General features: G+C 47.0%; 14 protein-coding genes and 6 tRNA genes. 12 read left to right on the top strand and 8 right to left on the bottom strand.

The window, feature by feature from the left end; translation table 11 throughout:
* The first annotated feature begins 75 nt into the window (after positions 1-75).
* A complete protein-coding gene (gene rluF, locus PQQ36_RS20845) occupies positions 76-1,119 on the top strand; it encodes a 23S rRNA pseudouridine(2604) synthase RluF (protein WP_013572266.1) in 1,044 nt (347 codons plus the stop codon).
* 84 nt (positions 1,120-1,203) lie between these two features.
* On the opposite strand, the gene ybaK is transcribed toward rluF, so the two are convergent.
* The 8 genes from ybaK to hemA form a co-directional block, all read right to left on the bottom strand.
* Positions 1,204-1,683, bottom strand: a complete 480-nt coding sequence (gene ybaK / locus PQQ36_RS20840; RefSeq protein WP_013572267.1) for a Cys-tRNA(Pro) deacylase — start codon at positions 1,681-1,683, stop codon at positions 1,204-1,206.
* 99 nt (positions 1,684-1,782) lie between these two features.
* Entirely contained in the window at positions 1,783-3,444 is a 1,662-nt protein-coding gene (gene ushA / locus PQQ36_RS20835) for a bifunctional UDP-sugar hydrolase/5'-nucleotidase UshA (protein ID WP_273662502.1), read from the bottom strand.
* Between the two features lie 404 nt (positions 3,445-3,848).
* The gene (gene kdsA, locus PQQ36_RS20830; RefSeq protein WP_044023985.1) at positions 3,849-4,700 is read right to left on the bottom strand and encodes a 3-deoxy-8-phosphooctulonate synthase; all 852 of its coding nucleotides are present in this window, start codon (positions 4,698-4,700) and stop codon (positions 3,849-3,851) included.
* A 19-nt stretch (positions 4,701-4,719) separates the two neighbouring features.
* On the bottom strand, positions 4,720-5,529 hold the full coding sequence (locus tag PQQ36_RS20825) for a SirB1 family protein (protein WP_011078364.1): 810 nt from the start codon (positions 5,527-5,529) through the stop codon (positions 4,720-4,722).
* Between the two features lie 37 nt (positions 5,530-5,566).
* Positions 5,567-5,950, bottom strand: coding sequence for a SirB2 family protein (locus tag PQQ36_RS20820; protein WP_013572269.1), 384 nt, complete (start codon positions 5,948-5,950; stop codon positions 5,567-5,569).
* Between the two features lie 23 nt (positions 5,951-5,973).
* The gene (gene prmC, locus PQQ36_RS20815) at positions 5,974-6,837 is read right to left on the bottom strand and encodes a peptide chain release factor N(5)-glutamine methyltransferase (protein WP_370293146.1); all 864 of its coding nucleotides are present in this window, start codon (positions 6,835-6,837) and stop codon (positions 5,974-5,976) included.
* Positions 6,838-6,853: 16 nt separating this feature from the next.
* Positions 6,854-7,942, bottom strand: coding sequence for a peptide chain release factor 1 (gene prfA, locus PQQ36_RS20810; protein ID WP_011078367.1), 1,089 nt, complete (start codon positions 7,940-7,942; stop codon positions 6,854-6,856).
* A gap of 28 nt (positions 7,943-7,970) precedes the next feature.
* A complete protein-coding gene (gene hemA / locus PQQ36_RS20805) occupies positions 7,971-9,230 on the bottom strand; it encodes a glutamyl-tRNA reductase (RefSeq protein WP_013572270.1) in 1,260 nt (419 codons plus the stop codon).
* A gap of 159 nt (positions 9,231-9,389) precedes the next feature.
* Between hemA and lolB the strand changes: the two genes are divergently transcribed.
* From lolB to PQQ36_RS20750, 11 genes are all read left to right on the top strand, one after another.
* Entirely contained in the window at positions 9,390-9,998 is a 609-nt protein-coding gene (gene lolB, locus PQQ36_RS20800; RefSeq protein WP_017789290.1) for a lipoprotein insertase outer membrane protein LolB, read from the top strand.
* Positions 9,983-10,870, top strand: coding sequence for a 4-(cytidine 5'-diphospho)-2-C-methyl-D-erythritol kinase (ispE, locus tag PQQ36_RS20795; protein WP_044023925.1), 888 nt, complete (start codon positions 9,983-9,985; stop codon positions 10,868-10,870). The genes lolB and ispE overlap by 16 nt, the downstream gene beginning before the upstream one ends.
* Before the next feature lie 29 nt (positions 10,871-10,899).
* The gene (locus tag PQQ36_RS20790) at positions 10,900-11,844 is read left to right on the top strand and encodes a ribose-phosphate pyrophosphokinase (RefSeq protein WP_011078371.1); all 945 of its coding nucleotides are present in this window, start codon (positions 10,900-10,902) and stop codon (positions 11,842-11,844) included.
* Positions 11,845-11,981: 137 nt separating this feature from the next.
* On the top strand, positions 11,982-12,572 hold the full coding sequence (gene pth, locus PQQ36_RS20785) for an aminoacyl-tRNA hydrolase (protein WP_011078372.1): 591 nt from the start codon (positions 11,982-11,984) through the stop codon (positions 12,570-12,572).
* Positions 12,573-12,582: 10 nt separating this feature from the next.
* A complete protein-coding gene (gene ychF, locus PQQ36_RS20780; RefSeq protein ID WP_011149723.1) occupies positions 12,583-13,674 on the top strand; it encodes a redox-regulated ATPase YchF in 1,092 nt (363 codons plus the stop codon).
* A gap of 282 nt (positions 13,675-13,956) precedes the next feature.
* Positions 13,957-14,033: transfer RNA gene (locus tag PQQ36_RS20775), tRNA-Met, on the top strand.
* A gap of 38 nt (positions 14,034-14,071) precedes the next feature.
* Positions 14,072-14,156 (top strand) — tRNA-Leu (locus PQQ36_RS20770).
* Between the two features lie 10 nt (positions 14,157-14,166).
* A tRNA-Gln gene (locus PQQ36_RS20765) sits at positions 14,167-14,241 on the top strand.
* A gap of 77 nt (positions 14,242-14,318) precedes the next feature.
* Positions 14,319-14,395: transfer RNA gene (locus tag PQQ36_RS20760), tRNA-Met, on the top strand.
* Positions 14,396-14,439: 44 nt separating this feature from the next.
* Positions 14,440-14,524: transfer RNA gene (locus PQQ36_RS20755), tRNA-Leu, on the top strand.
* Positions 14,525-14,578: 54 nt separating this feature from the next.
* Positions 14,579-14,650, top strand: a tRNA-Gln gene (locus PQQ36_RS20750).
* The last annotated feature ends 1 nt before the right edge of the window (position 14,651 follow it).

Here is a 14,651-nt window from a genome sequence, read left to right as displayed (position 1 = left end):
ACGCCCTAATTTCCCTTACAACCAGTAAGGGAGTGATCGATACAACGCCGTTGTGAAACGTTAAGAGAGAACAACATGTCCCAAGATAACGCTAAACGCCTTAATAAATACATCAGTGAAACTGGTTTTTGCTCACGCCGCGAAGCCGATAAACTTATCGAGCAAGGTCGCGTCACCATCAATGGCAAACAGCCAGAAATGGGCACCAAGGTCTTGCCTGGTGACGACGTTTGTGTCGATGGAAAACCCGTTGCTGCAAAGGAAAAACCGGTCTACATCGCACTGAATAAACCCACCGGCATTACCTGTACCACTGAACGCAACATTCCGGGCAATATCGTTGATTTTATTGGGCATAAGAAGCGCATTTTCCCAATTGGTCGATTGGACAAACCTTCAGACGGTCTGATTTTCCTAACCAATGATGGGGATATTGTTAATAAGATTCTCCGTGCGGGTAACCACCACGAAAAAGAGTATGTGGTGCGAGTGGATAAACCCATTACGCCTGAATTTATTAAAGCAATGTCGAGCGGTGTGAATATTCTCGATACCGTAACCTTGCCGTGCAAAGTCACACAGGAAACCAAGTTCTCCTTCCGTATTGTTTTAACTCAAGGCTTGAACCGCCAGATCCGCCGTATGTGTGAAGCACTCGGCTATGAAGTGTTTAAACTGCGTCGTGTGCGCATTATGAACATTTCACTCGACGGCATTCCGAACGGTAAGTGGCGTTATCTCACAGACGATGAGGTGACGGAAATCCTTGCGATGTGTGAAGGCTCGGTTGGCACTGAAGAAGCCTCTCGCGTTGACGCCAAAGGCCGCCGTATTCGTAAAGCCACTGATGCTAAGCTGTTTGACAGCCGCGAGGAAAATCAAACCTCTACTGCACGTCGCAACCAAAAACAGCGCACCTTCAAAGGCAACAATGCCGATGAGTTTCGCCATGCACCCAATTCAAAAAAAGCGCAGCAAAGAAAGCAGCAGGATGGCGATAAACCGCGTTTTGAAAAAACAAAGCGCCCAGAGCAAGCTGGAAAAGCAAAACGCTATGACAATCCCAACGCAGCAAAACCCGTCAAACGCACGGGCGGCACTTTGACTCTTAAGAAATAATATTACTCGCAAGCATTGAAAAGGACGCTCGAACGAGCGTCCTTTTTGTTGGTCAAACGTATTCTATTTTACCCCTCAAAGAACTTAAGCCTCTAAACAGAGTTCAGCAAAATGCCCTCGAGTGAGCATTAGTAAATCTTTGGGTGCTAGCTCAATCTCTAAGCCACGCTTACCAGCACTGACACAAATGGTCTCTTGTTGCTCTGCACTGATATGGAGAAAGGTGGGCAGAGCTTTCTTTTGCCCGAGCGGACTAATGCCGCCCACGACATAGCCTGTGGTTTTTTGCGCGATTTCAGGATCGGCCATATCGGCTTTTTTGCCATTAGCGGCTTTCGCTGCCAATTTTAGATTGAGTTTTTGATCAACGGGGATGATCGCTACCGCCAAGTTTTTTGCTTCGCCATTTAAGCAAAACAGTAATGTTTTAAAGACTTTTTTTGGATCTTGCCCAAGCACTTCTGCCGCTTCCAAACCATAGCTTGTCGCTCGTGGATCGTGCTGATATTCGTGGATGGTATGAGGAACTTTCTTTTTCTTGGCAAGATTGATAGCCGGAGTCATTGTCTTTCTCCTGTATAAACAAAAAGCGCTATCCCAGATCGGAATAGCGCTTTAGTTAAAGATATCAGCGAGATTGAGTCAAACTCTTTCTCTTATCGATTATTTGTAAACAATTTCACCATTTGGCGCGAACTTGTTCACATCGATTGGGCTGTTCTTCTCTAGGAACTCTTTCAGTACTTCAGCATCCACAAAACCAGTGTTCACGTAACCAGGGTGACCAGTCAGTTTAGGGTAACCATCACCACCCGCGGCGTTGTAGCTTGGTACGGTGAAGCGGTAAGTTTCATCTAGACGAAGCTGTTTGCCACCAATGAATACGTTCGATACTTTGCCGTTAGCCACTGTCATTGAGATACCGGCGAATTGCGCGTAAGCACCTGAATCAACAGGTTTCGTTGCAACTACGTTTAGGTAGTCCAGCACTTCTTTACCCGTCATATCGGTGTAAGTCAGGATGTTTGCAAAAGGCTGAACGGTAAGGACGTCTTTGTAAGTCACTTCGCCTGCTTCAATCGAGTCACGCACGCCACCTGAGTTCATCACTGCGAAGTCGGCTTTTGCACGCTCCATGTGTGATACGGCAATCAGACGACCTAGGTTAGTTTGCTGGAAGCGAACCACGTTACGGTCACCTTCAAGCTTGCCATTCGTGTCTGCAATCTTCACATTAAGTTGCTCTTGACCTTTCTCTTGGTAAGGACGTAGGAACTCTAGCAATGCAGTATCTTCTTTAATTTCGCTTTCAATGAAGACGCGCTGGCTCTTACCATCGACTTCCACTTTCTTCTTCAGGTTAACCGGAATCAGATCGTAGCTCACCATGCGTAGCTCACCATTGCGGAACTCGTAATCAGCACGGCCAACGTATTTACCCCACTCGTGCGCTTGCACGATGCAAGTGCCGTTTTGTTGGTCTGGCTTACACTCGTCTGCTGGTTTGAAGTTTTTCTTCACCACATTTGGTGCTTCCATACAAACCGGCTCTTGCGAGTGACCACCGACGATCATGTCTAGGTCACCTTCGTTTAGGTAACGAGCCAGTGCCACATCGCCAGGAGCGTTGATGCCACGCTTACCATCTTCGTAGTGACCCATGTGCGTCACGGCGAAGATCAAATCTGGTTTTTCTGTTTCTTTTAGCTCAGCAATCAGCTTCTTCGCTTCTTCCTTCGGATCACGGAAGTCAATTGCGCCGATGAATTCTGGGTTGCCTAGCTTAGCTGTATCTTCGGTTGTTAGACCGATAACCGCAATTTTGATACCTTGCTTATCGAACATCTCGTAAGCTTGGAACATGCGCTCGCCGGTTTTCTTGTCGTAAATGTTGGCAGACAGCATTGGGAAGTTAGCCCACTCTTTCTGCTTCATCAGTACGTCTAGAGGATTGTCAAACTCGTGGTTACCCAGCGCCATTGCGTCGTAACCGATTTTGCTCATGCCTTTGAAATCTGGCTCAGCATCTTGAAGGTCTGACTCAGGAACACCTGTGTTGATATCACCACCTGAAAGTAGCAGTACGCTGCCGCCTTCCGCTTGGATTTCAGCACGCAACTCATCGATCAGAGTTTTGCGAGCTGCCATACCGTACTCACCGTATTTGTTTTGCCAGAAACGGCCGTGGTGGTCGTTCGTGTGCAGTACTGTCAGTTTGTAAGTTGTATCTGCTGCCCATTCTTGAGTTGGCTGAGTTGCACAACCCGCCAGAGTTGCCAGAATAGCTGCGCTAAGCGCGGTTTTTACAATCAGGCGTTGCTTCATTGTCATACCTTTTGAACTTTTTGGGGATTCCACTGCAAATATCTACAGGCCTTTTTAAACATAAGCTCAATTTATTAAACCGAGTTAGGTTGGCTGTAAAACTTGATACAGTTTAAAGTAACTGGCCAAACCATTTCAGCGCGTTTTCATATTTATGATGCATTGATCACTATAAAAACCACGAAAAACTGTAACAAAGCCTGAGAGTTACAGTGACAAAACTCATGCGATCACAGGCAAACGTTTGACTAAGATATGATGATATCAACTGAAGTTGTGATTAAGTTCACTAATTAAACAGAGTCAGAATAAAAAGCCACCACATCACGAAAGAGAAGCCGACGGAAAAAACAAAAAAGGACCGTTTTATCGGTCCTTTTTTTAATCTCGATAACACGAAAATATTATCGGATATCGATACTCGCGAAGCTTTTCACAAGATCGTCCAGTGCTTTCATTTGCGCAAGGAACGGCTCTAGTTTGTCGAGTGGCAATGCCGATGGGCCATCACAACGTGCTTGGTCTGGATTTGGGTGCGCCTCAATAAACAGACCAGCAATACCCGTTGCCAAACCGGCCTTCGCTAGTTCAACGGTCTGTTCACGGCGACCGCCTGAAGCCGCGCCTGATGGGTCGCGCATTTGCAGTGAGTGCGTCACATCAAAAATGATTGGGCTACCTTTTGACGCTTTTTTCATTACGCCAAAACCCAGCATATCTACGACTAGGTTATCGTAACCATGACAAGAACCACGCTCACAAAGAATGATCTTATCGTTGCCACACTCCGCAAATTTCTCAACGATGTTGCCCACTTGACCAGGGCTCATGAACTGCGGTTTCTTCACGTTGATTACCGCGCCCGTTTTGGCCATCGCTTCCACAAGGTCAGTCTGGCGAGCCAAGAACGCAGGTAGCTGGATAACATCCACCACATCCGCTACAGGCTGCGCTTGTGCTTCTGTGTGAACATCGGTGATGATCTTCACGCCAAACGTGTCTTTCAGCTCTTGGAAGATTTTCATCCCTTCTTCAAGACCTGGGCCACGGTATGAGTGAACAGAACTGCGGTTGGCTTTATCAAAAGATGCTTTGAACACGTAAGGAATACCCAACTTATCGGTCACTTTCACATAGTGCTCACAGATCTGCATCGCCAAATCACGTGACTCTAGTACGTTCATGCCAGCAAACAAAGTAAATGGCTTATCGTTGGCAACTTGGATATCGCCAATCTGAACAATTTTCTGTTCCATCATTATGTCTCTTATTTGATCAATGTAGAGTGACCGCTTTGCCACTCATAACGTTAACTTGTTTTTTTAGCAGCTCTGCCGCTGGGTCATCGGGACACTGATCAATAAAATACTGAAAATCAGACACCGCAATTTGATGACACTCTAGTTGTTGATAGATAAAGCCGCGATCACGAATTTCATAAGGGTCATCTGGCACAAACGTTAACGCCAGATTGGTACAACGTAAAGCCAGAGTATAGCGCTCTTCTCGAAGTAGTGCGCCTTTTAACAAGGCAAGCCAGCGGCCAATCACCGTAGGGTTATCCGCCACCTCAAGATGCTCCGGTTTCAACGTTGCTAACGGCCCTTCGTGGCCAATCAACCAAGCTTGTAAAAGGCGCTCGCCAACAAACTCACCATTAAATGGGTTGATGTATTGAACGCCTCCTTCACACCAATCCACTCGCAAAAGAAACTGGGTTGGAAAGGTGACACCATGCAAGTCGAAGCCAAGCTGGCGACCCAGATAAAGCAGTATCGCTCCTAAACTGACAGGGATGCCTTTCCGACGCTGCAATACTTTATCAATAAAGCTGTTGTCTGAATCAAAATAGGCTTCACGATCACCTTGGAACTGCCATTGGATGAAAAACAGGCGTAGAAAGGCGTCAAAGCGTTGCTTTTCATCTCGCTCGACAAACAGTTCGTTTTCCGCTTCTTTTAACAAACGAGCCAACTCATGCTTTACCCAAAGATCTTCTGTTTCTGGATTAATGGCTTTATTGAGCTCTAACGCCCCTTCCACCAGCTCCATGTTGTCAAAATCTTCGTCAAACAATTCCAGCATTACTGTTATCCGTTTCCTTAATTCACACTAAATATTCTTAACCGAAAAACATCGGTGTCTTTGAAACCGCCAATTTGCCTGCCATCGCTAGCCAACCGAGTGCACCAAAGAAAGAGAAGGTACGTAGCAGCTTGTTTTTACCCAGTTTAAGCGTAAAGAAGCCAAGGGCAATGTAAGCCATTACGCAAGTGAGCTTCTCAGTTAACCACGGCGCTGATGGGGTAAAAGGAATAAATCCGGTCATCACAATCAATGCGATTCCTGAGAGCAACAATAATGAATCGTTGATATGAGGAAAACGCTGTAAAAATGGGTGCTTCAACTTATTTGAATTCATCATCATCAATGCATAGCGAACGGAAAGCAGCAACGCGCTGATGACAATGGTGAGTAAATGAAAGTATTTCAGAGCTTCGTACATAGTGTTCTCTTTGATATCTGGATCTAGTGATCCGTGTTTTCTGGTAAAGCAACGAAGTAACCCAAAGTCACTCGATCATTGCCACCGTAATCCTTTTCGGTTGCTACCTCTTGATATCCCAACGTATCTAGGATTTCTCGAACAGCGATACCTTGGTCATAGCCATGTTCAAACATCAGCCAGCCATGAGGCTCAAGATAATCACGTGCCTGTTGCGCGATATAACGGATGTCAGCCAGGCCAGACTCTTCGGCAACCAGAGCACTTTTCGGCTCAAATCGCACATCTCCTTGATTAAGATGGGGATCATTCTCATCAATATAAGGAGGATTGGAAACGATTAAAGCAAACTTTGTGCCTTGAGCCACAGGTTCAAACCAACTGCCCTGTTTAAAGGTCACATTTTTGATATTCAATGCCAGCGCATTCGACTCAGCAAGCAGCTTCGCTTCCTGCTGCAAATCCACGCCCATCACAGTGCGATGTGGCAGTTCAGACGCCAGTGCAATGGCAATCGCTCCCGTGCCTGTGCCTAAGTCGAGGATAGAGCCCGTTTGCGTCGCAGTTTTTTCTAGCGCCAACTCCACTAAACGCTCGGTATCGGGGCGAGGAATTAACGTCGATGGCGCGACTTTAAAAGGCAAAGACCAAAACTCTCGTTCACCGATGATGTAAGCCACCGGTTCGCCAGACAGTCGACGCGCCACTAAGGCTTCAAACTGCTGCTGCTCTTGTTCGGTGAGTATTTTATCTGGCCAGGTAAACAGATAGCTACGCGGCTTATCCAGTACATGGCAAAGCAATACCGCGGCGTCTAAAGACGGCGAATCATTGCCTAACTCAGAAAAGCGAGATGCCGCCTGTTTAACAGCGGCATCTAGTGTCATCAACTCAGACATGGGATCAGTTGTTTTCCGCCAAAGCAGCCAATTGGTCCGCTTGGTGTTCCTGAATCACAGGATCGATCAAAGACTGAAGATCGCCTTCCATCACTTCAGAAAGACGGTAAATCGTCAAGTTGATGCGGTGATCTGACACACGGCCTTGTGGGTAGTTGTAGGTACGAATACGGTCACTACGATCGCCCGAACCAAGCAGGTTACGACGCGTATCAGACACTTCAGCTGCACGCTTAGCCTCTTCAGCTTGAACAATACGAGCCGCTAGAACAGCCATCGCCTTGGCTTTGTTTTTGTGCTGTGAACGCTCGTCCTGACACTCCACGACAGTACCGGTTGGTAAGTGAGTAATACGGATTGCCGAGTCGGTGGTGTTAACGTGCTGACCGCCCGCGCCAGAAGAGCGGAAAGTATCAATTTTTAGATCGCTTGCTTTGATCTCTGGAATTTCCGCTTCAGGAATTTCAGGCATGATTGCCACGGTACACGCCGAGGTGTGTACGCGACCTTGCGATTCGGTTGCAGGAACACGTTGAACACGGTGACCGCCCGATTCAAACTTCAAGAAACCGTAAGCGCCATCGCCATTCACTTTCGCGATCATCTCTTTGTAGCCGCCATGTTCTGCTTCATTCGCGGACATGACTTCAATACGCCAACCACGTTTTTCTGCAAACTTGCTGTACATTCGGAACAGATCACCAGCAAAGATACCGGCTTCATCACCGCCTGCGCCCGCACGAATTTCGAGGAAACAGTTGCGATCGTCATTCGGATCTTTCGGTAGCAGAAGAATTTGCAACTCTGCAGCCAAATCTTCAATGGCCACTTTTGCCGCTTTGATTTCTTCTTGCGCCATTTCACGCATCTCTGCGTCGTCTTCTTTGGCCATCTCTTCCGCAGCAACTAAATCTTCTTGCGCTTGTTTATAGGCAGTAAAGCACTTAGTGACTTCTTCAAGTTGAGAATACTCTTTTGACAGTGCACGGAATTTGTCTTGGTCACCGATCACTCCCGGATCACCAAGAAGGTGCTGCACTTCTTCATAACGCTCAACCAGCATTTCTAGCTTGGTTAGAATCGAGGCTTTCATCATTTATATATCTTACTGATTGATAGAATTATTTGAGTTCATCCAGCCCTAAGCTTTGGCGAATGACGGTTAATTTTGCGGGCTCACCCTGCTCTGCGGCCAATTGTAGCGCACGTGTGGGTGCATGGATGAGTTTATTTGTCAGGCGATTGCTCAGTTCACGCAGTACTTTCTCTGGCTCACCACCGCTTTCGAGTGATAACAGCGCTTTACTGAGTAATTCCTCACGAATTTCATTGGCCGACTGGCGATACTCACGAATACTGTCCACCGCTTGGAGCGAGCGAAGCCAACTCATAAACGCGGCGCTTTCTTCCGCCACGATCGCTTCTGCTTGGATCGCTTCGACTTTGCGCTGCTCAATATTGCTGTCAATAATCGATTGCAGATCGTCAACAGTATACAAGTAAGCATCATTCAATTCGCCCACTTGCGCTTCCACATCACGCGGGACTGCAATATCCACCAACAACATAGGCTGATGACGACGTTGCTTAAGCGCAGTTTCCACCATGCCTTTACCTATGATCGGCAGCGGGCTCGCCGTTGAGCTGATCACTATGTCCGCTTTGGCAAGGTGATTGGGAATATCTTGCAAGCTGATCACCTGAGCATCAAATTGTTCTGCTAAGGTCAGTGCACGCTCGCGAGTACGGTTTGCCACAATCATTTTACTACAACCATTCGCGTGAAGGTGCTTCGCCACCAACTCGATGGTTTCACCAGCACCGACCAATAGAACCGTCGATTTCTCTAACGATTCAAAAATGTGTTTGGCTAACGTACAAGCAGCATACGCGACCGAAACGGCGTTACCGCCAATGTCGGTTTCAGTGCGGACGCGCTTAGCAACGGAAAAGGTTTTCTGAAACAATTTTTCCAAAGACGCATCCACCGCCTGCTGTTCACGCGAGTCGGAATACGCCTGTTTCACCTGCCCTAATATTTGTGGTTCACCCAGCACCAAAGAATCCAAGCCGCAAGAAACGCGCATCAGATGGCGAATTGCTGCTTGTTCTTCGTACACATACAAACTCGGTTTGAGCTCTTCTAAACCGATTTGATGAAACTGGCTTAACCAATCAATCACCTTGCTGCGTGCACCCGATTTGACATCGCAATACACTTCGGTGCGGTTACAGGTAGAGAGAATCACGCTGCCATTGACTGCTTCATGCTGGCTGAGCTGCTGCAGTGCGTTAGCCAGTTTGTCTGGACCAAACGCCACTTTCTCTCGCAAGTCAACCGACGCGGTGTGGTGATTTATGCCAATAGCAAGCAAAGACATCGATAGTGCTTTCTCTGTACAGAATGGAAAATTAGGAGCCGAATTTTACTTTATGCACGACTTTATTAAAAGGGTGTAGCGGATTTGTTTTCCTTACTTCGTGAGTTCGATGCTATAGTTGAGCGCTCAAAGACTTAAATCAGACAGAAAGTATCCGCCATGTTTCGACGAACTTATTTTTGGTTAATGCTCTTGCCGCTGTTTATGGTTGGCTGTACTGGCCTTCCGGACCATCCCACCAGCGTTGAGTGGCAAAGTCATCAAGCCAAACTGTCACAAATTCAATCATTTCAAGCCGTTGGCAAACTGGGTTACATCTCGCCAGATCAACGACAAAACCTCAATTTCTACTGGAAACACTCTCCAGCGCAAAGCAACCTACGTTTTACGACATTTCTTGGCCAGACCGCATTAAATCTCACCATGACGCCGCAAGGTGCTCGCGTTGAAACCTACGACGATCAGATCTTAACCGCCGCGAATGCGACCGCTTTGGTCCAACAGTTAACCGGGTTGGTTATACCTGTCGAACAACTGAGTGATTGGATCATCGGTTTGCCTAATGGCGCTGACGACTTTCAACTCAATGAGCAAAATACACTCAGCTCATTAGAGAAAGATCTCAATTTTCAGCGTTGGCATATCGCCTACACGCAGTATCGTGATGTGGAATTTCATCAGCAAGTTGTACCGCTGCCAGCCAAGCTTAGCCTGACCCAGCAAGACATCAAATTAAATATCGTTGTGAGTAAGTGGACGCTAAAATAATGATCACCAGCCCAACTACTTGGCCCTCACCGGCCAAACTCAATCTTTTCTTGTACATCAATGGCCGTACTGACAATGGTTATCACGAACTGCAAACGTTATTTCAGTTTCTCGACCATGGCGATCAACTCACGATTACAGTCAATGACAGCGGTCATATCACACTGACGCCAGACATTGTCGATCTCCCCGTAGAACAAAATCTCATTTGGAAAGCGGCCAATGCACTCCAAAAAAAGACGGGATGTACCTTGGGCGCCAACATTCATCTGAACAAAATATTGCCGATGGGCGGCGGTATTGGCGGTGGTTCTTCCAATGCAGCAACGGCATTGGTTGCACTGAATTTTCTTTGGCAACTTGGTCTTTCTGATGATGAATTAGCCGACATTGGCTTAAAACTGGGCGCGGATGTGCCCGTTTTTGTGCGCGGCCATGCGGCATTTGCTGAAGGTGTTGGCGAAAAACTGACTCCAGCACAACCAGAAGAGAAGTGGTATTTGGTGGTGAGACCCGATGTGCACATCGCCACCGTCGATATTTTCACGCATCCACAATTGACGAGAAATACGCCAAAGCGTTCTCTGGAAACGCTTCTTGACAGCGAATACGGAAACGATTGCGAAAAAATTGTCCGAATGATCCACCCAAAGGTTGATAAGCAACTTTCATGGCTGCTACAATACGCGCCGTCAAGATTGACGGGGACCGGATCTTGCGTTTTCGCTGAATTTAACAGCAGATCTGAAGCGGAATCAATCCTTGCCCAACTCTCTGACAATGTCTCGGCATTTGTCGCTCAAGGGCGCAATATTTCGCCGCTAAAAGAGACGTTGGCTGATTATCTTTCAGCCCAAAACCGACCTATTTAAAAACTGGACGCAACCCTGAGGTTTCCACCGTGCCTGATATGAAGCTATTTGCTGGTAACGCAACACCTGAACTAGCCCAACGTATTGCTGATCGTCTCTACATCTCTCTTGGTGACGCCACTGTTTCTCGTTTCTCTGACGGTGAAGTAGCGGTACAAATCAACGAAAATGTACGTGGTAGTGACGTTTTCATTATTCAATCAACCTGTGCGCCGACCAACGACAACCTAATGGAGCTGGTCGTAATGATTGATGCAATGCGCCGCGCTTCAGCGGGCCGTATTACAGCAGTTATTCCTTACTTTGGTTACGCTCGTCAAGACCGCCGTGTGCGTTCGGCGCGTGTGCCAATCACTGCAAAAGTAGTCGCAGACTTCCTTTCAAACGTAGGTGTTGACCGCGTTCTGACGATTGACCTACACGCAGAGCAAATTCAAGGCTTCTTCGATGTGCCAGTAGACAACATCTTCGGTACGCCAGTACTGCTTGAAGATATGCACGCGCGTGGCCTAGAAGATCCTGTTGTCGTATCTCCAGACCTCGGTGGTGTTGTTCGTGCTCGTGCAACGGCAAAAGCGCTTGGTGATATCGATATTGCTATCGTCGATAAGCGTCGTCCACGTGCCAACGTTTCTGAAGTGATGAACCTTATCGGTGATGTTGAAGGTCGTGACTGTGTGATCGTTGATGACATGATCGACACTGGCGGCACGCTATGTAAAGCAGCAGAAGCGCTAAAAGAGCGTGGTGCAAAACGTGTATTTGCTTACGCGACTCACGCCGTCTTCTCAGGCAACGCAGCGAAAAACATTAAAAACTCTGTGCTTGACCAAGTGATCGTCACTGACTCAATCACCCTAAGCAAAGAGATGGCCGCAACCGGTAAAGTGACTCAACTAACTCTATCTGGCATGTTGGCTGAAGCGATTCGTCGTATCAGCAACGAAGAGTCTATCTCTGCGATGTTTAACTAATCACCCTTTTCGATTAGTCCATTTTTAGAACACCCCTTGATTGGGGTGTTTTTATTTGCGATGGGCTTAGCCTCGCCCATCGTTACTTTTCTGTGCTATCATACCGCGCTTTTGAAGATTCCAAAGAGATCCTAACCTTGAGTCAACAGATCAAACTTCTTGTCGGCCTTGCTAATCCTGGGCCTGAATATGCCAAAACTCGCCACAATGCGGGCGCTTGGGTAGTAGAAGAACTGGCACGCGTTCACAACATTACGCTAAAGAATGAAGCAAAGTTCTATGGCTTAACAGGACGTATTGTGATGAATGGTCAGGAACTGCGTTTACTGATTCCTACTACTTTTATGAACCTTTCTGGTAAAGCCATTGCTGCATTGGCAAAGTTTTATCAGATTCAACCAGAAGAGATCATGGTCGCGCATGACGAACTGGATCTTCCTCCTGGTATCGCAAAGTTCAAAAAAGGTGGTGGCCATGGTGGCCACAATGGTTTGCGAGATACCATTAGTAAACTGGGCAACAATAAAGAATTCTACCGTCTACGGATCGGCATTGGCCATCCTGGACACAAAGATAAAGTAGCGGGTTTTGTACTGGGTAAAGCACCTGCTAGTGAACAATCCTTACTCGACGCTACCGTCGACGAATCTGTTCGCTGCTTGGATATTTTGATCAAAGATGGTCTATCCAAAGCACAAAACCGCCTCCACACGTTCAAAGCTGAATAAGGTTACAATCATGGGTTTTAAATGTGGCATCGTTGGCTTGCCAAACGTAGGTAAATCAACTCTGTTTAACGCACTGACTAAAGCGGGTATTGAAGCCGCAAACTTCCCGTTCTGTACAATCGAACCAAACACTGGCGTGGTACCAGTGCCAGATTTGCGTTTAGACGAATTGGCAAAAATCGTAAACCCACAACGTATTCTGCCAACCACGATGGAATTCGTTGACATTGCAGGTCTAGTAGCTGGCGCATCTCGCGGCGAAGGTCTGGGTAATAAATTCCTAGCCAACATCCGCGAAACGGACGCAATTGGTCACGTAGTTCGTTGTTTTGAAAACGAAAATATTGTTCACGTTGCAGGCAAAGTCTCTCCAATCGAAGATATCGAAGTGATCAACCTTGAACTGGCCATGGCTGACCTTGATTCTTGCGAACGCGCCATTCAACGCCAAGCGAAGAAAGCGAAAGGCGGCGATAAAGACGCGAAATTCGAACTGACTGTTCTAGAAAAGCTGCTTCCTGTCCTCACCGAAGGTGGCTCTGCACGTACTGTAGAACTGTCTAAAGAAGAACTTGCCGCCGTTGGTTACCTAAACTTCCTAACACTGAAGCCAACCATGTACATCGCTAACGTGAATGAAGATGGCTTCGAAAACAACCCATACCTAGACGCGGTTCGCGAGTTTGCAGCGAAAGAGAACAACGTGGTTGTTCCTGTTTGTGCCGCGATCGAATCGGAAATGGCAGAGCTGGAAGATGACGAGCGTGCAGAATTCCTAGCGGATATGGGCATTGAAGAACCAGGCCTAAACCGCGTCATCCGTGCAGGTTACGAATTGCTGAGCCTACACACATACTTTACTGCGGGTGTGAAAGAAGTTCGTGCATGGACTATCCCTATCGGTGCGACTGCACCAAAAGCGGCAGGCAAGATCCACACCGATTTTGAGAAAGGCTTCATCCGTGCAGAAGTGATTGCCTATGATGACTTCATCCAATTTAAAGGTGAAAACGGAGCAAAAGACGCAGGTAAGTGGCGTCTAGAAGGCAAAGAGTACATCGTTAAAGATGGCGATGTGGTTCATTTCCGTTTCAACGTTTAATTGTTTGTTTAAACTTTAAACAACTCAATCGAATACAAAGCCAGCCAGATCGCTGGCTTTTTTATTGGCTGAGAAAAAAGTTCATATTAAGTTATTCAAACCAAGTCAATTTGTTAGCACTTTTCGATCACAAACACGCCTCTTTGTTTAAAAAGAAAGCGAACGATTTATTTCCCCCGATTTATTTAAAAAAACTGTTGACGGTTGTGACGCAACTCCTCATAATGCGCCCCGTTCCCAACGAGACAGCGATGAAACGAAAGGAACGGAAAACATGGTTTTGGCTACGTAGCTCAGCTGGTTAGAGCACATCACTCATAATGATGGGGTCACAGGTTCGAATCCCGTCGTAGCCACCATCCCTAAGAACTTTTTTAAAGAGTTATTAGGAATAGTTGCGGAAGTGGCGAAATTGGTAGACGCACCAGATTTAGGTTCTGGCGCCGCAAGGTGTGAGAGTTCGAGTCTCTCCTTCCGCACCATGTTTTCAGCAGGTCTATCGCCAAGCGGTAAGGCAGCGGCTTTTGATGCCGCCATTCCCTGGTTCGAATCCAGGTAGACCTGCCAACTATTTAAGTGAAAACCTTTCATAAAGGGGTTGTCACTGAGAGAGAGAATAGTTATATTGTCTCGCTCCAAAAGATGGCTACGTAGCTCAGCTGGTTAGAGCACATCACTCATAATGATGGGGTCACAGGTTCGAATCCCGTCGTAGCCACCATTCCTAAACATTCTCTTCATTGAGAGTTTTTAGGAATAAATAATGCGGAAGTGGCGAAATTGGTAGACGCACCAGATTTAGGTTCTGGCGCCGCAAGGTGTGAGAGTTCGAGTCTCTCCTTCCGCACCATTATTTAAGTTTCTAGTCGATGATTAGAAACGGATAGTGAAAGCTATCAACTGCAGGTCTATCGCCAAGCGGTAAGGCAGCGGCTTTTGATGCCGCCATTCCCTGGTTCGAATCCAGGTAGACCTGC

Origin of the sequence: Vibrio sp. CCUG 15886, from assembly GCF_028570825.1 — a bacterium.
Classification (GTDB): domain Bacteria; phylum Pseudomonadota; class Gammaproteobacteria; order Enterobacterales; family Vibrionaceae; genus Vibrio; species Vibrio vulnificus_B.
Note: the sequence above shows the minus strand (reverse complement) of the source record. Positions and strands in the feature narration are given on the sequence as shown.

Coding starts and splice junctions, on each gene's coding strand:
- prfA (WP_011078367.1), bottom strand. CDS start 7,942: ATGAAAGCCTCGATTCTAACCAAGCTAGAAATGCTGGTTGAGCGTTAT.
- rluF (WP_013572266.1), top strand. CDS start 76: ATGTCCCAAGATAACGCTAAACGCCTTAATAAATACATCAGTGAAACT.
- ybaK (WP_013572267.1), bottom strand. CDS start 1,683: ATGACTCCGGCTATCAATCTTGCCAAGAAAAAGAAAGTTCCTCATACC.
- kdsA (WP_044023985.1), bottom strand. CDS start 4,700: ATGGAACAGAAAATTGTTCAGATTGGCGATATCCAAGTTGCCAACGAT.
- prmC (WP_370293146.1), bottom strand. CDS start 6,837: ATGACACTAGATGCCGCTGTTAAACAGGCGGCATCTCGCTTTTCTGAG.
- PQQ36_RS20820 (WP_013572269.1), bottom strand. CDS start 5,950: ATGTACGAAGCTCTGAAATACTTTCATTTACTCACCATTGTCATCAGC.
- lolB (WP_017789290.1), top strand. CDS start 9,390: ATGTTTCGACGAACTTATTTTTGGTTAATGCTCTTGCCGCTGTTTATG.
- hemA (WP_013572270.1), bottom strand. CDS start 9,230: ATGTCTTTGCTTGCTATTGGCATAAATCACCACACCGCGTCGGTTGAC.
- ychF (WP_011149723.1), top strand. CDS start 12,583: ATGGGTTTTAAATGTGGCATCGTTGGCTTGCCAAACGTAGGTAAATCA.
- PQQ36_RS20825 (WP_011078364.1), bottom strand. CDS start 5,529: ATGCTGGAATTGTTTGACGAAGATTTTGACAACATGGAGCTGGTGGAA.
- ushA (WP_273662502.1), bottom strand. CDS start 3,444: ATGAAGCAACGCCTGATTGTAAAAACCGCGCTTAGCGCAGCTATTCTG.